The organism is Celeribacter indicus (assembly GCF_000819565.1).
In the GTDB taxonomy this organism is placed as follows: domain Bacteria; phylum Pseudomonadota; class Alphaproteobacteria; order Rhodobacterales; family Rhodobacteraceae; genus Celeribacter; species Celeribacter indicus.
The window spans coordinates 2651746-2668685 of sequence record NZ_CP004393.1 but is presented as its reverse complement, the minus strand read 5'-3'; the positions used below and the strand labels follow the sequence as shown (position 1 = coordinate 2668685).

Sequence of the window (16940 nt, the reverse complement as noted above, 5' to 3'; positions counted from 1 at the left end):
GCCATTTTCCTCCGACGTCGCGTCACCTCACGCGGGCGTGACCCCCGCCCCCCTTTTTTCCGCCTGAATTATACACGATTTCCTTGGTGAGACGCCTGACAGAGAAGGCGTCGTCCTCTCAATGCAATGAGGCACGAAAGAGGCAGTGTAAGAAGGAGTTCAGATAAATGAAACGTTTCGCAATTCCGGCCGCCGCAGTCGCCGCGCTCGCCGTGACCGCGCCCGCTTTCGCGGGCGGCTACAGCGAGCCGACCCCCGAGCCCGTGATCACCCCGGCGCCGGTCGCGCCCGTGGTTGCCGGCACCGACTGGACCGGCGGCTATGCGGGTCTTTCTGCAGGCTACGGCTGGGGCGATGATGTGGCCGACGACGCCGACGACATGGTCTATGGCCTCTTCGGTGGTTACGATTACGACTTCGGTAATTTCGTGCTCGGTGGCGAACTCGAATACAGCGCGTCCGAGATCGAGAACGACGTTGCGTCGATCGACGATTTCACCCGGCTGAAACTGCGCGCCGGCTATGACCTGGGCTCCGCGCTCGTCTACGGCGTGGTCGGTGCGACCTACGTCAATGCGGATATCGCGGGCGAGGATTATTCCGACACCGGTTATGCCTATGGTATCGGCGTGGATTATGCGCTGACCGACCAGATCAACCTGGGCGCCGAGCTGCTCCAGAACGAGTTTGACGAGTTCGACGACAGCGGCGAAGACCTCTCCGCCACCACGCTGGGTGCGCGCGTGTCCTTCCGCTTCTGAGTGTTCCCCTCGGCGGCATGCGGCGGCTCCCCTCGTACCCCACCGCATGCCCCGCTCCGGGCCTCCCGTTCGCAGCAGCACGGGAGGCCCATTTCCTTTTCCCCGCCCGCCGCCGCGATTGCCAAGCCCGTCTGCCGCGCTAGAGTGGCGGCGACAGGCAAGGGGAGACCACCGCGATGGCGCTCGAAGACGCAAAGACCCAGATTGATCTGGCCTTCACCGGTCCGGGACGGGGACTCGCCTTCGAAAACGCCTTTGGCGGCGCCACCTCGACCTTCCGCCGGCGCTACACGAAGGACCTCGCCGGCGTCGATCTGGCCATCACCGGCGTGCCTTTCGACCAGGCGGTGACGAATCGCCCAGGCACGCGGCTCGGCCCCCGCGCGATCCGGGAGGCCTCGACGCTTCAGGCCTTCGACGCGCCCTATGGCTGGGGCTATTCCCCCTTCGACGAGTTCACCGTGGTCGATTATGGCGACCTGCCCTTCGACTACGCAAAGGTGGCCGACTTCCCCGACGCGCTCACCGCCCATATCCGCGGGATCCTCGCCTCCGGCGCCGGAAGCCTCGCGCTCGGCGGCGATCATTCCATCAGCTATCCGATCCTGAAGGCCCATGCCGAAAGGTTCGGCCCCCTCAGCCTTATCCATTTCGACGCCCATTCGGACACATGGGCCGATGACGACCTGACGCGGATCGACCACGGAACGATGTTCTACAAGGCGGTGAAGACCGGGCTCGTCGATCCCGAGACGTCGGTCCAGATCGGCATCCGCACCGACAATCCCGACACGCTCGGCATGACCACGCTCGACGCGCGCTGCGTGCATGAGCGCGGGCCGGGCTGGGTGGCGCAGGAGGTGAAGCGCATCGTCGGCACCGGCAATTGCTATCTCACCTTCGACATCGACTGCCTCGACCCCGCCTTCGCGCCGGGCACCGGCACGCCGGTCTGGGGCGGGCTCGCCAGCTGGCAGGCGGCGGCGATCCTGCGCGATCTCGCCGGCGTCCGCCTCACCGGCGGCGACATCGTCGAGGTCTCCCCGCCCTATGACACGACCGGCGCCACCGCCGTGGCGGGTGCCCATGTGGCGATGGAGATCGTCGCGCTTTACGGCTGGACGCGGCGGAAGGCGTGACCATGGCGCTCTGGATCCTGCTCGGGCTCTTCCTCGTCCTCCAGGCCGTCATCCGGCTCGCGCCCACCGATCCCGCGCGCTGGCATGTCGATCCCTTCGCCGCTGCCGACCCCGGCCGCCGCGGCGCGAAACGCCTGCTCGCCGTGCCGCATCCGCCCGCGGAGGCGCTCGCGCAGATCGACGCCGTGGCCGCCACATGGCCGCGCACCCGCCACATCGCCGGATCGGCGGGCGAGGGGCGGATGAGCTATGTCACGCGCTCGGGCTTCTGGGGCCTGCCCGACTACACCACCGTCGCCGTGCGCCCGCACGAGGCCGGGGCGGAACTGGCGCTTCTCGCCCGCCAACGCTTCGGTAGGGGTGATTTCGGCACCAACGCCGCCCGCCTGCGCGACTGGATCGCAGCCGCGGGCGTCTAGCTTTTTGCTGCCACAAATACTCATCCGCCGCGACGCCGCCGCTTGACCGGCCCGCATTTTCGGCGCAACAGACCCCTCATGATACCCGAAGACCGTCTCCACCAGATCACCCAGCGTTTCGAATACGTCGAGGCCGCGATGAGCGCGGGCACGGGCGACATCGCCGCGCTCGGCCGCGAGTATGCGGAGCTGAAACCCGTCGTCGACCAGATCCGCGCCTATCGCACGCTCCTCTCCGATATCGCCGAGGCCGAGGCGATGCTGTCCGACCCCGAGATGCGGGCGCTGGCCGAAGATGAGCTGCCCGCCCTGCGCAAGCGCCTGCCCGAGGCGGACGAGGCGCTCCGGATCGCGCTTCTGCCGAAGGACGCGGCCGATGCGCGCCCGGCGATCGTGGAGATCCGCCCCGGCACGGGCGGCGAGGAGGCGGCGCTCTTCGCAGGCGATCTGCTGCGCATGTACCAGCGCTATGCCGAGGCGCGCGGCTGGACGGTGGAAATCGTCGATCTCGCCGAGAGCGAACTGGGCGGGATCCGGGAGGCGGTGGTGCGCATCTCGGGCGAGGGTGTCTTCGCCCGGCTGAAATTCGAATCCGGCGTCCACCGCGTCCAGCGCGTGCCCGAGACCGAGAGCGGCGGGCGGATCCACACCTCCGCGGCCACCGTCGCCGTGCTGCCGGAGGCGCAGGAGGTGGATCTCCGCCTCGACCCGGCCGATCTGCGCATCGACACGATGCGCTCCTCGGGGGCGGGGGGACAGCATGTCAACACCACGGATTCGGCCGTGCGCATCACCCATGTCCCCAGCGGCATCGTCGTCACCTCCTCGGAAAAATCCCAGCACCGCAACCGCGAGATCGCGATGAACGTGCTGCGGGCGCGGCTATATGACGCAGAGCGCCGGCGGCTGCACGACGAACGCTCCGCCTCCCGCCGGAGCCAGGTCGGTTCCGGCGACCGGTCCGAACGCATCCGCACCTACAATTTCCCGCAGGGACGCATGACCGATCACCGCATCAACCTGACGCTCTACAAGCTCGATCAGGTGATGAACGGCGATCTCGACGAGGTGATCGACGCGCTGATCGCGGATCACCAGGCGGCGCAGCTCGCGGAGATGGACGGGTGAGCGAGACGGACCGGATCACGGTCCAGGCGGCTCTGATCCCGGCGACGCAGGCCCTCGCCGCGGCCGGGATTCCGGGCGCGGGGCGCGATGCGCGCCTGCTCATGGCCCATGCGCTCGGTCTCGCTCCGGACCGGCTCACGCTCGTGCTGCGCGACCCGCTCGATCCCGGTGCCAAGGCGGCTTTCGCGGCGGCCCTCGCGCGGCGCCTCGCGCGGGAGCCGGTGTCCCATATCCTCGGATACAGGGAGTTCCACGGCCACCGTTTCGAGGTCGGCCGGGACGTGCTCGACCCGCGCCCCGAGACGGAGATCCTCGTGGCCGAAGCCCTCTCGCGCCCCTTCGCCTCCGTCCTCGACCTTGGCACGGGATCGGGTGCCATCCTATTGAGTTTGCTTGCGGAAAGGCCGCGTGCCATGGGGCTCGGCACGGATCTGTCGGAGGCCGCGCTCGCCGTGGCGCGGCGCAATGCGGCGGCGCTCGATCTCGGCGCGCGTGCGCGCTTCCGACGCGCGGACTGGTGGCAGGGCGTCGATGGCGTCTTCGATCTGATCGTCTCCAACCCGCCCTATATCTCGGCGGCGGAGATGGCCGGCCTCGCGCCCGAGCTCTCCCATGAGCCGAGGGGGGCCTTGACAGACGAGGCGGACGGCTTATCTGCCTACAGGGAGATAGCGCGACAGGCCGGTGCGTTCCTTGCCCCAGGGGGGCGGATCGCGCTGGAGATCGGACCGACACAGGGGTCCGCTGTCGCCGGTCTCCTGCTTGCGCAAGGGTTCAGGTCTGTGCGGGTGATCCCCGATCTTGACGGGCGCGACCGCGTGGTCCGCGCCGATGCACCCGAACCCGCCCCGGCGTCATGACGGAAGGGATACGGATCGCTTTCCCGGTGCCGCGCAGGTCAATTGCAACAGTCTCGAAAACAGGCGCTCGCTGACGGTTCCGAACGTGAAAACAGGTCGAAATCCGGCAGATTTGGCTCGAATGAAGCAATAAAACCCCTTGTCAGGACAGCCGGGACATGGTTATTGGGGCAGGCGTCCGGTGGGAATTTGCTCCCCCGCGCAGTACCCTTCACAGCTTTGACGTTGACGGCTTCCATGGCTGGAAGCGCAAGGGACAGACAAGCCAGATCAAGGATAAGCCGGTCCGTGAACCCGGTAGAAACAGGCTCGAAAGAACCCGAGACATAGGCTCGAAAGAACATCGTATGAGATCTTCGAAAAACCGTTCGCGGTCCAAGAACAACCGCAACCGTTCCGTTGGCAATATCGTCAACCGTGTCTTCGACAGCTCCGGCCCCGAGGGCAAGGTGCGTGGCACGCCGCAACAGATTATCGACAAATACAACCAGCTCGCCCGCGACGCCCAGCTCGCCAACGACCGCGTGGCCGCGGAGAATTTCCAGCAGCACGCGGAACATTACCTGCGGATGCTCGGCGAGGCGCAGAAGGAGATGGAAGCGCAGCGCGAGGCCCAGGAACGTGAGGCCCAGGAACGCCGCGACCGCCAGGACGCCGAGCGTGCCGAGCGGGCCGAACGTGCCGAGCGGGCCGAACGCCAGCAGCGCAAGCGCGAGGAGGAAAAGGCCGCGAGCGACGACCAGCCCGGCCTCGTCTTCGTCGAGGGCGACAGCTCGTCCGACGACACCGGCCTCGTGGAGACGCCGGAGGACGCGCCGAAGCCGAAGAAGCCGCGCGCCCCGCGCAAGCCGCGCAAGACCAAGGCCGAGAAGGACGCGGAAGCGAAAGCCGCCGCCGCGGCTGAAGCCGAGGCCGGAAAGGACGCTGCGAAAGACGATGCAAAGCCCGGTGCGAAGCGGGCGAAGGACAGCGGCAAAGAGGACGGGGACACCGCCTCCGCCAATGGCGACACGCCCGCCGCCGCGGAATAAGCGCCGGACAGGGGGTCAGATCTCCCACAAGAAAACCCCGCCGATCCGGCGGGGTTTCGTTTTGACGGCGCCTGTTTCGGTCCGGTTGCGCCTGTCCCGCCGATGGGGCGCAGAACGCCCGCAGAGTCATCCCGGAAAGAGGTAGCCGAGCAGCTTGTCGCGGTGGACGACATGGATCTTGTTGCCCGAGGGATCGCGCAGATAAGCGCCATAGTAATCCGCCGCGTAATGCGGCCGCAGCCCTGGCGCACCCTCATCCGTCCCGCCATGGGCAAGCCCCGCCGCATGGGCGCGGTCGACCGCCTCGCGCGAGGGCGCGATGAAGGCGGCCATGGTGCCGTTTCCCGGCGTGGCCGGCGCGCCGTCGAAGGGCAGATGGGCATAGAAGCGCGGATAGGGCGCCTCGGGCCGGACCCAGCAGCGGGCCTCGGGCCCGCCGTCGGGTTCCTCCTCCCGCTGGACCAGACCGATTTCGGTGAGCACCGCGTCATAGAAACGGGCGGCTTCGTCCAGATCGTTGACGCCCAGGGTGATATGAGAAAACATCGGCTATCCTTTCGCCATTTCCCGTGCGAGCGCGCACCAGCCCTCGATCGGCACCTGTTCGGCACGGTCCGTGGGCCTGATCCCCGCCGCCGCCAGACGGTCTTCGATATCGGGGGCGAGCCCCCTCAGTGCTGCCCGCAGCATCTTGCGCCGCTGGTTGAACCCCGCCGCGACGACCCGCTCGAGAACCTTCGGCTCCGCCGCGAACCGGGGCGCCGTGAGCGCCTCGAGATGCACGACCGAGGAATGGATCTTCGGCGGCGGCGAAAACGCCTCGGGCGGCAATTCCATCACGATGCGCGGGCGCGTGCGCCACTGCGCGAGGATCGCGAGTCGCCCGTAGGTCCTGGATCCCGGCTGCGCCACGATCCGCTCGGCCACCTCGCGCTGGAACATCAGCGTGAGCGAGGTCCAGTAGGGCGGCCATTCGGGAGGGGTGAGCCAGCGCACCAGAAGCTCGGTGCCGACGTTATAGGGCAGGTTGGCGACCACACGCACCGGCGGCGTAAGCCGGTCCCGCGGGTCGATCTCGAGCGCGTCCGCGTTCAGCACCTCGAGCCGTCCGGGATAGGCGGCCGCGATCTCCGAAAGCGCGGCAATGGCGCGGCTGTCCTTCTCGACCGCGAGCACCCTGCGCGCGCCCTCGGCCAGAAGCCCGCGCGTCAGCCCGCCGGGGCCGGGTCCGACCTCCAGCACGTCGCATTTCGACAGATCGCCCGCCTGGCGCGCGATTTTCGATGTCAGGTTGAGATCGAGCAGGAAATTCTGCCCGAGCGATTTCTTTGCCACGAGCCCGTGCGTCTCGATCACCTCGCGCAGCGGGGGAAGCCCGTCGAACGTTGCCATCACCCTGCCTTTTTGCTGCCGGAAATACTCATCTCCCGCGCCATCCGAAGCGCGGCGATCAGCGAACTCGGATCGGCCAGATCCTTCCCGGCGATGTCGAAGGCGGTGCCGTGGTCGGGTGAGGTGCGGATGAAGGGCAGGCCGAGGGTCACGTTGACGCCGCCCGCGAAATCCACGGTCTTGATCGGGATGAGTGCCTGGTCGTGATAGGCGCAGAGCGCCACGTCATAGCCCGCGCGCGCCGCGGCATGGAACATCGTATCGGCCGACATCGGCCCCTTGAGGCGGAGCCCCTCCGCCTCGAGCCGGGCGAGGAGCGGGATCATCCAGTCGATCTCCTCGCGTCCCATCGCGCCGCCTTCGCCCGCGTGGGGATTGAGGCCGGCAATGGCGAGGCGGGGCCGCTCGATCCCCCAGAACCGGCGCAGCCCGGCCTCGGTGATCCGGATCGTCTCCTCCAGAAGCGCGGGGGTGAAGGCGCCCGGCACCTCGCGCAGGGGAATGTGGATCGTCACCGGCACGACGCGCAGCTCGGGACAGGCCAGCATCATCACGACGCGGTCCACCCCGGCGAGATGGGCGAGGAATTCGGTATGGCCGGGAAAGGCGAAATCCGCGCCGTCCTTCAGCACCTTCTTGTTGACCGGCCCGGTGCAGACGGCACCGGCGCGGCCCTCCTGCACGAGGGCAACGGCGCGTTCGATCACCGCCACGACGCTGGCCGCATTGGCGAGCGAGGGATGGCCGGGCCTCGCCGCCTCCGGAAACGCGTGCGGCATTATCGCCAGCGTGCCCGCCGGCACCTGCGCCGCCTCGGCAGGATCGGTGATTTCCGCGACGGCCGTGTCCTGGGGCAGGTGGCGCGGGTCGCCGATGAGGAAGAAGGGAAGTTCCCCCTTCAGCACCTCCGCCGCCGCCGCGGCGAGTTCCGGGCCGACGCCTGCGGGGTCGCCGCAGGTGAGGGCGATCGGCGCGGTCATGGGATGACGATGGCGGCGTCGGCCTTCAGCTCCGCCACATAGCTGTCGGCAAGCGCGCTGATCCGGTTCACGATGAGCTCCTGGCGCACCTGCTCGCGCGCCTCCTCGTCGGTCGCCTCGTCGAAGGACCGCGCGCACAGCATCAGGAAGACGAGCGTCTGTCCGTTCGCGCGGGTGAGCGCGGTGGAGACTTCGCCGGGATCGAGCTTCGCGAGTTCGAGCGCGACGTCCTGCGGGATCTGCGAGGGCGACAGGCTGTCGATCTGGAGCGTGCTCTCGGGCTGGCCCTTGGCCACGGCATAGAGATCGTCGCAGGTGTCGACCCGTGCCTGAACCTCCGCCGCACGTTTCAGCGCCTCGGGGCTGTGGCCGCCGGCGATGTAATAGGCGGCATAGCGGATGGTGTCGGGAGCCGGTGTGGGCACGTCGGTTTCCGCGACGGCGCGGAGCTGGAACATGCCGATGGCATTGCCGGTGGACAGCGGCGCGGTGACCTCGCCGGGCTTGAGCCCCATGACGGAGGCGCGCAGCGGGCCGGGCAGGTTGCCGATCGGCACCCAGTCCATCTCGCCCCCGGTCTCGCGGCTCGGCGCCACGGAATATTCCCGCGCGGCGGCCGCGAAGGATCCGATCGTGGCATCCTGGGCGATGCGGGTGGCGAGGGCTTCGGACTGCGCCCTTTCCTCCGGCGTGCGTGCCGGCAGGAAGAGCTCGGACAACAGGACGCGCAGCCCGCCCGACGGCCCCTGGTTCTGGAGCGCGCGGTCGATCTCGCTCTCGCTGACGGTGGCCTTCTGGCGGAAGCGCGCGCGCGCGTATTCGCGCCAGATCGTGCCTGAGGTGATGTAGTCGCGCACGGTCTGTGCCGACACGCCGTTGCGGGCCATGAGCGCGAGGAACTGCTCGGGCTGGAGATCGCCGCGGGCGGCGAATTCGCGGATTGCCGCGGCGGTCTGCTCGTCGTTGAGCGACATGCCGACACGGGCGGCGACCTCGTCCTTCAGCCGTTCCTCGATCAGCGCCTCGAGCGCGGCCTTCTCCGTCGTGGGTGCGCCGAGCACCGCGAGCATCTGGCGCCTCTGGTCCAGTTCGAAGCGGGTGACGACCTGATCGTTCACATAGGCGACGGGCGCGAACATGTTCTGCGCCAGGGCAGGAAGCGCGGGAAGCACGGCAAGGCCGAGCGTCCCGGCCAGTCCGAGACGGCGGAGCCCCGGCGACAGCCGCGCCGCGCGGCGGGTGATGCTCATGAGACCTGCTCGGATCGTTCTCATTCTGCCAACCTCTTTATTCTGCGCCCGAAGCGCGATTTCAGTCTTTACTTACGGGGTTTCGCGGCGCGGGCCAAGGGGCTTGCGATCCCTCCCTCCGCGGGCTGGGGGCTCAGAACGCGCAGCGGGTGGATTTCCCGCCTTCCGCCGCGAAGGCGCCGAAGCCCACCGAGAAACTGTAGCTCGTCGTCGGATCGAGCGCGTCCGTGTCCGAATAGCGGCGCGACATGCCGAGCCGCAGGCGGACGCATTCGTTGAGGAATTCGATCCCGACCCCCGCCTTCGTCGCCTCGCCGCCGTTGAAATCATAGAGATATTCGGCATCCGCCCGCCAGTTCGCGGCGAGTCTCACGCTGCCGTCGAAGCGGAACTCGTCGACCGGCCTGTCGCGGTTTTCCGCCGCGTCCGCGATGACATAGGCATAGCTCGCCCCGACCTCGTAGCGCGGCCGCGTGAGATCGAGCCGCGCCTCCCATTTCGTCAGCTCGAACGCATCGTCGAAAAGCGTGCGCGAGGTGAGCGCGATACCGCTTTCGAAACCGAGGCCGACGCCCAGCAGCCAGTCGGACCGCGTGTCCGCAAGGCCGGAGGCCTCGGCGAAATCGCCCGTGTCGCTGAGGTAGAGCAGCCGGCCCAGCGTGACGCTGTAGCGGCTTCCCGGCCCGTCATGGGCGAAGTGCAGCCCGGCGGCGGCGGTCAGCCCGGTCTCACGCCGGTCCGATCCCGGAAAGCGCGACAGCGACAGAAGGTTGCCCTCGTCGAATTCGACGAGCGTCGAGTCGATGTTCGGCACCTCGTCGCCCCAGGTCCGCGACCAGCCGATCTGGAGGAGCGGCGTGAGGATTTCAGAGGCACCGCCGGCGGTCTGGCGCACCATCGGATAGCTGAGCCGCGTCTCGACGGCCGGGGTGACGCGCAGCGCCGTGTCGCCGTAGAGCGAGTTCTGGTGCATCGCATAGCCGTCGACATAGCCCGCCGCCGTGGTGTCGAGCCGGAACCCGGAGGCGAAGATCCGGCTGCCGGACCATTCGGCCTCTGTGCCGAGGCGCAGCACGTCGTAGCCTTCCACATCCTCCTTGCTGTCGCGGTAGGAGCTCGAGGCGGAGAGGCCGAAGCGGAGCTGGCCGGGCAGCTTCGGCAGGTCCAGGAGCCGCTCGTAGCGTGCCTCGCCGAGGAAGAAGGGCAAAGTGTCCTCGATATCCTGTTCGGAGGCACGCAGGGTGCGCAGATAGGTGAGCTCCGCCGACAGCGCCTCGTTCGCCGAATAGCGGCTGAGCGTGAGCTGCGAGGGCAGCGTGTCGTCGTCCGAGATGCCGTAATCGACGAGATAGGCGATGTCGGAGACCGCGCGCAGGTCGAGGCCGAAGGTCAGCCCGCGCCCGACCGTCCATTCGCCTTCCGCGAAGAGATAGGCACGTGTGCCGTCGCGCGTGTCGTCCTGGCTCACCGCGCCGTTCATTTCCAGCCGGCCGTTGTAAAAGGCCTGCCGGTAGCGCAGGTTGAGTGTCGTCGTTGACGTCGCGAGATAGGGCGAGACGGTGAGATCGCGATGGTCGCCGAGGGTGATGAAATAGGGCACGATCACCCCGGTGCCGAGGGTCGAATCGGTGCGCAGCTCCGGGACGAGAAAGCCCGAGGCGCGCTCGAGCGAGGGATCGGGGATGCGCAGCCGCGGCAGCCAGAGGACCGGCGTGCCCATGAGGCGGAAGCTTGCGTCGGTGAAATAGATCTGCCGCTCCTCGGTGTCGTGGATCACCTCCTTCGCGCGGATTTCCCAAAGCGGAACCGGCCGTGCGGCGCAGACCTCGCAGGCGGAGGCGACGCTGCGCGACAGGCGCAGGTAGCGCCCGTCGATCACGTCGAGCCGCCGGGCCGCGAGCTGGAGCTGGCGGTCGATCACCAGCCGTGCGGAGGACATGATCCCGTTCTGGAGTTCCGTGTCGATCTCGGCTGCGGAGGCGAGGACGACGACATCGCCGCCCGCGCGGGTGATGCGGATCGGCCCGTCGATCTCGAGCGCCCCCGTATCCTGGTTGTAGGCGATCCGCGTGGCGGTGAGTCGGGTCTCGTCGCGCAGCACCTCGACCGCGCCGGTCGCGGTGAGCCAGGTTCCGTCGAAGGTCACGCTGTCGGCAAAGAGGGCGGTGGGCTCCTCCTCCGTCCGCGCCGCGGCGTCCTGTGCCGCGGCGGGCAGTGGCAGGAAGGCGGGCGCGATCGGCACGCCCAGTCCCAGCGCGGCGGCAAGGGCGAGACGCAGGGCAGGACGGAAGGCGGCGGCGAGGGCAGGGGCGGATGCGGTCATGATCCTATCCATCCTCCAAATGCAGCAGCAGGGCAAGGGAGGCGAAGATCACCGCGACCGGTGGCGCCCAGGCGGCGAGGGCGATCGGCAGCATCCCGTTCTCCCCGAGCACGATGGAGAAGGAGCGCAGGAAGTAGAAGCCGAAGGCGAGGATGATCGCCGTCAGCACCAGCGTGGACGTGCGTCCGAGCCTCGTGTGGCGCATCGTGAAGCCTGCCCCGATCAGCACCATGGCGACGAAGCTGAGCGGCAGCGCAAGCTCGCTTTGCAGCCACATCTTGTAGGCGCGGGCGGAAAACCCTGCCCCCTCCAGCCGTGCGATGTGGTCGGGCATGTCCCAGATCGCCACCGCCGCCGGGACGCCGAACCGGTCCTGGATCTCCTCGAGCGTGAGCGAGGTGGTCAGCGTCAGTTCCCGGCTCTGCGTTGCCGCGGCCTCCGGATTGGCCGCGCCCTCGAGCGGCCAGCGCTTCGCCTCGCGCAGGTGCCACTGGCCATCCGCGATCCTGGCCTCCTGCGCCTCGATGCGGTAGAGCGGCAGCCCGCCGGTGGAAAACCCGAGGAAGGTCACGTCGTGGAGCGCCGAGCCGTCGAGGTTCGCGCGCGTCGCGCGGATCACCATCTGCCCGGAGGCCGTGCCCTCGCGCAGCCAGAGCCCTTCGTCGGAGACGGAGAAGATCTGCCGGTCGCCGTCCAGATAGAGGTTTTCGCGCTCCTCGTAGCGCCGTTCCGTCGTCGCCGCGATCGGATTGAGCACGGCCACCGTCACGACGCCGAAGAGAAAGGCTACGGCGACGGGCGGCAGGAGGGAGCGCATGGCCGACCGCCCCGCGGCGCGGGCGACCACGAGTTCGGAGGACCGCGCGAGGCCGAGGAACATGATCAGAGTCGCGATGGCGACGATGATCGGCAGGAAGCCGTAGATCGTCGTCGGCAGGCGCAGGAGCGCAAGGTTCAGGCTCTGCGCGGCGGTGATGCCGTCGGCGGCGAAATCGCGGATGATGTCGACCGTCTCGATCATCAGGATGAGACCGCAGAAGATGCCGAGCGTCATCAGCAGCGCACGCAGGAACCGCCGGGCGAAATAGAGATCGAGCCTCATGGCAGCTCTCCCCCGGCCCCGCGCGTCCCGCGCAGGCGCGGATGGGCGGCCTTCCACAGGAGGAGATAGCCGAGCACCACCCCGAGCAGCGTCGAGAGATAGGTGACCGGCCAGAGTGTCGGATCGCGTTCGATCGCGCCCTCGAGCGAATTGTCGATCGACTTCACGATCACGAGGAGCAGGAGCGCGAGGAAGATCTGCCGCCAGAGCCCGAAGCGGGAGAAGCCGCCGACGATCAGCGCCCCGAATCCGACGAGCGTGACCGCGAGGCTCTGAAGCGCCTTGTTCATGCGGCTGTTCGCCGTGGCGAGGTTCTCCGCGGAGAGATCCCGCGCGAGCAGCGCCGTGGTCGTGGTGGCGCGCGTGCTCTGTCCGGGGACGCGCACCTCCGCCATCAGCCCGGCGAGGCTGTAGGCGAAACTTTCGAAACGCGTGACCGAGAGGCGCTGGCTCTCGAGTTCATAGACCTGCGCCATGCCGTCGAACATGAGCAGCATCGGCGCCTCCTCTTCCTTCACCAGAAGCCCGCGGGAAGCCATGAAGCTCTGGCGCTCGCCATCCGCGAGACTGCTCGAGAGGTAGATGTCGTGCAATTCCCCGTTGGGCGTGATCTCGCGCACATAGAAGGTGATCCCCTTCGCCGGGTGCACGAAGGTGCCTTCCTGCAGGAGCCGCGCGGTCACGTCCTGGGCGATCTCGTCGCGCCGGAGGTCGAGTTCGCGCACCGACAGCGGCACGAGCACATGCGACAGGATCGCGGTCATCACCGCGACGACGAGCCCGAAGACCAGCGCCGGCCGCGCCAGCCGGTAGGGCGAGTAGCCCGCCGCCTGCACCACGACGAGCTCGGATTCGTTCGACAGCCGGTTGGTGACGTAAACCGTGGCCCCAAAGGCCGAAATCGGCAGGAGATTGACGAGGATCGTCGGCAGGGACAGTGCGCTGAGCTGGAGGAAGACGGAGGCGGATTGCCCGTCGCCCATCAGCCAGTCGAGCAGGCCCACGGCGCGGTTGACCCAGAAGACGAGCGCGAGCACGAGGGAGAAGAAGCCGAACAGCATCAGCAGTTGCTGAAGCATGTATTTGTCGAATCTCCCCAACACCATCCCTCGGGCAAGCACGCAGTCGCGCGGGACTTTATCCGCTGAACCGGACGGGAGAAACCCGAAATCTCGCTCTGGCCACGCCCTGCGCGGCGGGTTACCAATAGGCCGGAGCCGGCCGCGCCGCCGCGCGGGCCAGTGCCCTCAGACCGCAGTCCAGCCCAGGAGTTCCCATGACCACGCCCGTCCGTTTCGCCGTCACAGCCCCCGATCTCGACGCCATAGCCAAGGCCGCCGGGCGCGTGGCCCTGATCGTCCCGTCCGATGGCCGGATGAGCCCGGCGGCGCGGCGCGTGAACCGGGTGACGAAGGGCGCGCTGGCACGGTTTCTCGAAAGCGAGGCCTTCGGGAAGATGAAGGAGGGCGAGGCGAAGGAGCTGAGCTGGCCGACCGGCATGGCGGCCGAGGCGCTCCACGTCGTGAAGCTGCCGAACCAGGCCGGCGCCGATCTCGCGCGCGGGGCCGGTGCGGCACTCGGCGCGGCACTCGGCAAGGAGGGGGCGCTCGTGCTGCCGGGCGGGTTGAAGCGGGTCGCGGATCTCGCGCTCGGCCTCGCGCTGCGCGCCTACAGGTTCACCGATCACAAATCCGAAGGCCCCGCCGCGGAGGTGCCCGAGGTGACGTTCGCCGTCGCCAAGCCGGAAGAGCTCGATCTCTCCGCCACCGCGGCGCTGGCCGAGGGCGTGTTCTTCACCCGCGACCTCGTTTCCGAACCCTCGAACGTGCTCACCACGACCGAATTCGCCAGGCGCCTCTCGGAACTCGAAAGCCTCGGCGTCGAGGTCGAGGTGCTCGAAGAGGACCAGCTTGCCGAACTCGGCATGCGCACGCTCCTCGCGGTCGGGCAGGGCTCGGCGAGCCCCTCGAAGGTGGTCGTGATGCAGTGGAAGGGCGGCGCGGAGGAGGCTCCGCTCGCCCTCGTCGGCAAGGGCGTCGTCTTCGACACGGGCGGCATCTCGCTCAAGCCCGCCGCCGGGATGGAGGACATGACCATGGACATGGGCGGCGCGGGCACGGTCGCCGGAGTGATGAAATCGCTCGCCCTGCGCAAGGCGCGCGGCAATGTCGTCGGCCTCGTCGGCCTCGTGGAGAACATGCCCGACGGCAACGCGATCCGTCCGGGCGACGTGGTGAAGTCGATGAAGGGCGACACGGTCGAGATCATCAACACCGATGCCGAGGGGCGTCTCGTGCTCTGCGACGTGCTCTGGTATGCGCAGGAGCGGTTCGGGCCGCGCGGCGTGATCGACCTCGCCACGCTCACCGGCGCGATCATCATCGGCCTCGGGCATGAGAATGCGGGCGTCTTCTCCAATGACGACGCCTTCTGCGCCGCCTTCCTGAAAGCGGCCGGGACCGAGGGCGAAGGCGCCTGGCGCATGCCGCTCGGCCAGGCCTATGACGACCAGCTCAAATCCGATGTCGCGGACATGAAGAACGTCGGCGGACGTCCGGCCGGCTCGATCACCGCGGCGCAATATCTCAAGCGGTTCATCAAGGAAGGCACACCCTGGATCCATCTCGACATCGCTGGCGTGGCGTCGGTGAAATCGGCGACGACACTCGCGCCGAAGGGCGCGACCGGATGGGGCGTGCTGGCGCTCAACCGCCTCGTCGACGACCTGAACCCGGCGACGTAGGCGCCGATGGGCGCGGTTTTCTTCTATCACCTGACGCGCAACCCGCTCGCGGCGACGCTTGCCACGCTGGCGGAAAAGTCGCTTGCGGCGGGCTGGCGCGTGGAGGTGCGCGGGCGCTCGGAGGAAATGCTGCGCGGGCTCGACGCCGCCCTCTGGACGCGGGAAGGCTTCCTGCCGCACGGCCTTGCAGGCGGGCCGCATGACGCCGACCAGCCGATCCTGCTCACGACTGCGCCCGGCGGAAACGGCGCGGCCTGCGTGATGAGCGTGGGCGGCGCGGAGATCGCGCCCGACGAACTGGCCGGCCTGTCGCGTGCCTGCATCCTGTTCGACGGGCACGACCCGGAGGCGGTGCAGCAGGCGCGGGGCCAGTGGACGGCGCTCACCGCCGCCGGTATCGAGGCGCAATACTGGTCCGAGGAGTCTGGCCGCTGGGAGAAGAAGGCCGAGAGCCGCAAGGGCTGAGCCTTCATCTGCTCGGAAATATTCCGGGGTGAATTGCGCCGCAGGCGCAAGAGGGGCAGCGCCCCTTTGCCTGCGGCCCGGCGCCTACCGCGTCAGGATCAGCTTGTCGCGCTGGATCTCGATCCGCTCGTAGCGGCGCAGGTAATCCATGCCAAGAAGCGAGCCGAACAGCTCGCCGTCCGTGACATAGGCCCGTACCTTGCGGTCGTGCACGCCCTCGAGGTCGAGCGTGTCGAGGGTCACGGGGGCGGTCCGCACGGTGCCGTTCGCCGTCTGGGCACGGCCGGTGAAAACGAGATTGCCGATGTCGATCCCGGCGCGTTCGGCATCCTCCATCGACAGGACCACATTCGACGCGCCGGTGTCGACGAGGAAGGCGACCGGCGTGCCGTTGACCGCCGCCCGGACGGAGAAATGCCCGGTCATGTCGCGGTCGACCGCAATGATCCCGTCGCCGCGGCTGATCTGCGCCGGGGCGAGGCGGGGCCGGACGTCCTGCCACAGCCCCACGGCCGAAAGCACACCGATGAAGATCAGCGCCCAGAGCACCGCATGGCGCACCATCGCCCCGAGAGTCCGGCGGTTGGCGATGACGTAATAGAATGCCACCGCCCCGAGAAGGAGCGAGAGATAGAGGATGCGGGCGGTGTCGAAGCTCTCCATGCCCTCATAGATAAGCATCCCCGCCGCGCTTACCAGAGCGGGCGCACGTCCCGTCAGCCCGCGAAGAACAGTGCCTTGACCCCGTCGGCGACAAATTGCACCGACAGGGCGGCGAGCAGCATGCCCATGAGGCGCGTCACGACGTTGATGCCGGTCGCGCCCAGAAGCCGCTCCATCGCGGTGCTGAGTGAGAAGAGCACGAAGACGAGCACGAGCACGGCGGCCATCACGCCGATCATCAGCAGCGCTCCGCTCACCCCCTGCGACTGGTCGATGAGCAGGATCATCGAGGTGATCGCGCCGGGTCCGGCCAGCAGCGGCGTGGCGAGGGGAAAGACCGAGGGATCCGCGACCGGCTGGTGTTCCGGGTGCTCGGCATGTTCGCTGCGCCGTTTCGACCGTCTCTCGAACAGCATCTCGAGCGCGGTGAGGAACAGCAACAGCCCGCCGGCGATGCGGAAGGCCGGCATGGAGATGCCCGCGAATTCGAGGACGCGGTCTCCGAACAGGCCGAACGCCGTCAGGATCGCGAAGGCGATCAGCACCGCGCGCAGCCCGACCGCGCGGCGATGCGCGGGGGTCGCGCCCTGGGTTAGCGCGATGAAGAGCGGCGCGAGCCCGATCGGGTCGATGATGACGAAGAGGGTGAGGAAGGCGGTGACGAGGGTCTGGACGTCCATCGCC

General features: G+C 68.3%; 17 protein-coding genes. 8 read left to right on the top strand and 9 right to left on the bottom strand.

What is annotated here, in order from left to right:
- The first annotated feature begins 167 nt into the window (after window positions 1-167).
- The 6 genes from P73_RS13470 to P73_RS13445 all read left to right on the top strand — a co-directional run bounded on the left by P73_RS13470 (window position 168) and on the right by P73_RS13445 (window position 5338).
- A complete protein-coding gene (locus tag P73_RS13470; protein WP_043869968.1) occupies window positions 168-761 on the top strand; it encodes an outer membrane protein in 594 nt (197 codons plus the stop codon).
- Window positions 762-937: 176 nt separating this feature from the next.
- Window positions 938-1900 (top strand): agmatinase, encoded by a 963-nt coding sequence (speB, locus tag P73_RS13465; RefSeq protein ID WP_043869967.1) that lies wholly within the window; start codon window positions 938-940, stop codon window positions 1898-1900.
- 2 nt (window positions 1901-1902) lie between these two features.
- Window positions 1903-2319, top strand: a complete 417-nt coding sequence (locus tag P73_RS13460; RefSeq protein ID WP_043869966.1) for a DUF1499 domain-containing protein — start codon at window positions 1903-1905, stop codon at window positions 2317-2319.
- Between the two features lie 78 nt (window positions 2320-2397).
- The gene (gene prfA, locus P73_RS13455; RefSeq protein WP_043869965.1) at window positions 2398-3447 is read left to right on the top strand and encodes a peptide chain release factor 1; all 1050 of its coding nucleotides are present in this window, start codon (window positions 2398-2400) and stop codon (window positions 3445-3447) included.
- Window positions 3444-4307 (top strand): peptide chain release factor N(5)-glutamine methyltransferase, encoded by an 864-nt coding sequence (gene prmC, locus P73_RS13450; protein ID WP_245629167.1) that lies wholly within the window; start codon window positions 3444-3446, stop codon window positions 4305-4307. Before prfA ends, prmC begins: the two co-directional genes overlap by 4 nt.
- 347 nt (window positions 4308-4654) lie before the next feature.
- Window positions 4655-5338 (top strand): DUF4167 domain-containing protein, encoded by a 684-nt coding sequence (locus tag P73_RS13445; RefSeq protein WP_043869964.1) that lies wholly within the window; start codon window positions 4655-4657, stop codon window positions 5336-5338.
- A gap of 126 nt (window positions 5339-5464) precedes the next feature.
- On the opposite strand, the gene P73_RS13440 is transcribed toward P73_RS13445, so the two are convergent.
- The 7 genes from P73_RS13440 to P73_RS13410 all read right to left on the bottom strand — a co-directional run bounded on the left by P73_RS13440 (window position 5465) and on the right by P73_RS13410 (window position 13464).
- Window positions 5465-5884 (bottom strand): VOC family protein, encoded by a 420-nt coding sequence (locus P73_RS13440; RefSeq protein WP_043869963.1) that lies wholly within the window; start codon window positions 5882-5884, stop codon window positions 5465-5467.
- 3 nt (window positions 5885-5887) lie between these two features.
- Window positions 5888-6730, bottom strand: a complete 843-nt coding sequence (gene rsmA, locus P73_RS13435) for a 16S rRNA (adenine(1518)-N(6)/adenine(1519)-N(6))-dimethyltransferase RsmA (RefSeq protein ID WP_043869962.1) — start codon at window positions 6728-6730, stop codon at window positions 5888-5890.
- Window positions 6730-7710, bottom strand: coding sequence for a 4-hydroxythreonine-4-phosphate dehydrogenase PdxA (gene pdxA / locus P73_RS13430; RefSeq protein ID WP_043869961.1), 981 nt, complete (start codon window positions 7708-7710; stop codon window positions 6730-6732). Before pdxA ends, rsmA begins: the two co-directional genes overlap by 1 nt.
- Window positions 7707-8960 carry a peptidylprolyl isomerase gene (locus P73_RS13425; protein ID WP_052453262.1) on the bottom strand — a complete coding sequence of 418 codons (1254 nt, stop codon included), beginning with the start codon at window positions 8958-8960 and terminating at the stop codon, window positions 7707-7709. The genes pdxA and P73_RS13425 overlap by 4 nt, the downstream gene beginning before the upstream one ends.
- Window positions 8961-9093: 133 nt before the next feature.
- A complete protein-coding gene (locus tag P73_RS13420) occupies window positions 9094-11283 on the bottom strand; it encodes an LPS-assembly protein LptD (protein WP_052453261.1) in 2190 nt (729 codons plus the stop codon).
- Window positions 11284-11287: 4 nt separating this feature from the next.
- On the bottom strand, window positions 11288-12385 hold the full coding sequence (lptG, locus tag P73_RS13415) for an LPS export ABC transporter permease LptG (RefSeq protein WP_043869960.1): 1098 nt from the start codon (window positions 12383-12385) through the stop codon (window positions 11288-11290).
- Entirely contained in the window at window positions 12382-13464 is a 1083-nt protein-coding gene (locus P73_RS13410) for an LptF/LptG family permease (protein ID WP_245629166.1), read from the bottom strand. Before P73_RS13410 ends, lptG begins: the two co-directional genes overlap by 4 nt.
- Before the next feature lie 197 nt (window positions 13465-13661).
- Between P73_RS13410 and P73_RS13405 the strand changes: the two genes are divergently transcribed.
- A complete protein-coding gene (locus P73_RS13405) occupies window positions 13662-15128 on the top strand; it encodes a leucyl aminopeptidase (protein WP_043869959.1) in 1467 nt (488 codons plus the stop codon).
- 6 nt (window positions 15129-15134) lie between these two features.
- Complete coding sequence (locus P73_RS13400) at window positions 15135-15593, top strand: DNA polymerase III subunit chi (protein WP_043869958.1); 459 nt, start codon at window positions 15135-15137, stop codon at window positions 15591-15593.
- 84 nt (window positions 15594-15677) lie between these two features.
- Here P73_RS13400 and P73_RS13395 read toward each other — a convergent pair whose 3' ends face one another.
- Entirely contained in the window at window positions 15678-16274 is a 597-nt protein-coding gene (locus tag P73_RS13395; RefSeq protein ID WP_245629165.1) for a retropepsin-like aspartic protease family protein, read from the bottom strand.
- A 35-nt stretch (window positions 16275-16309) separates the two neighbouring features.
- The gene (locus P73_RS13390; protein WP_043869957.1) at window positions 16310-16936 is read right to left on the bottom strand and encodes a MarC family protein; all 627 of its coding nucleotides are present in this window, start codon (window positions 16934-16936) and stop codon (window positions 16310-16312) included.
- Window positions 16937-16940: the final 4 nt, after the last annotated feature.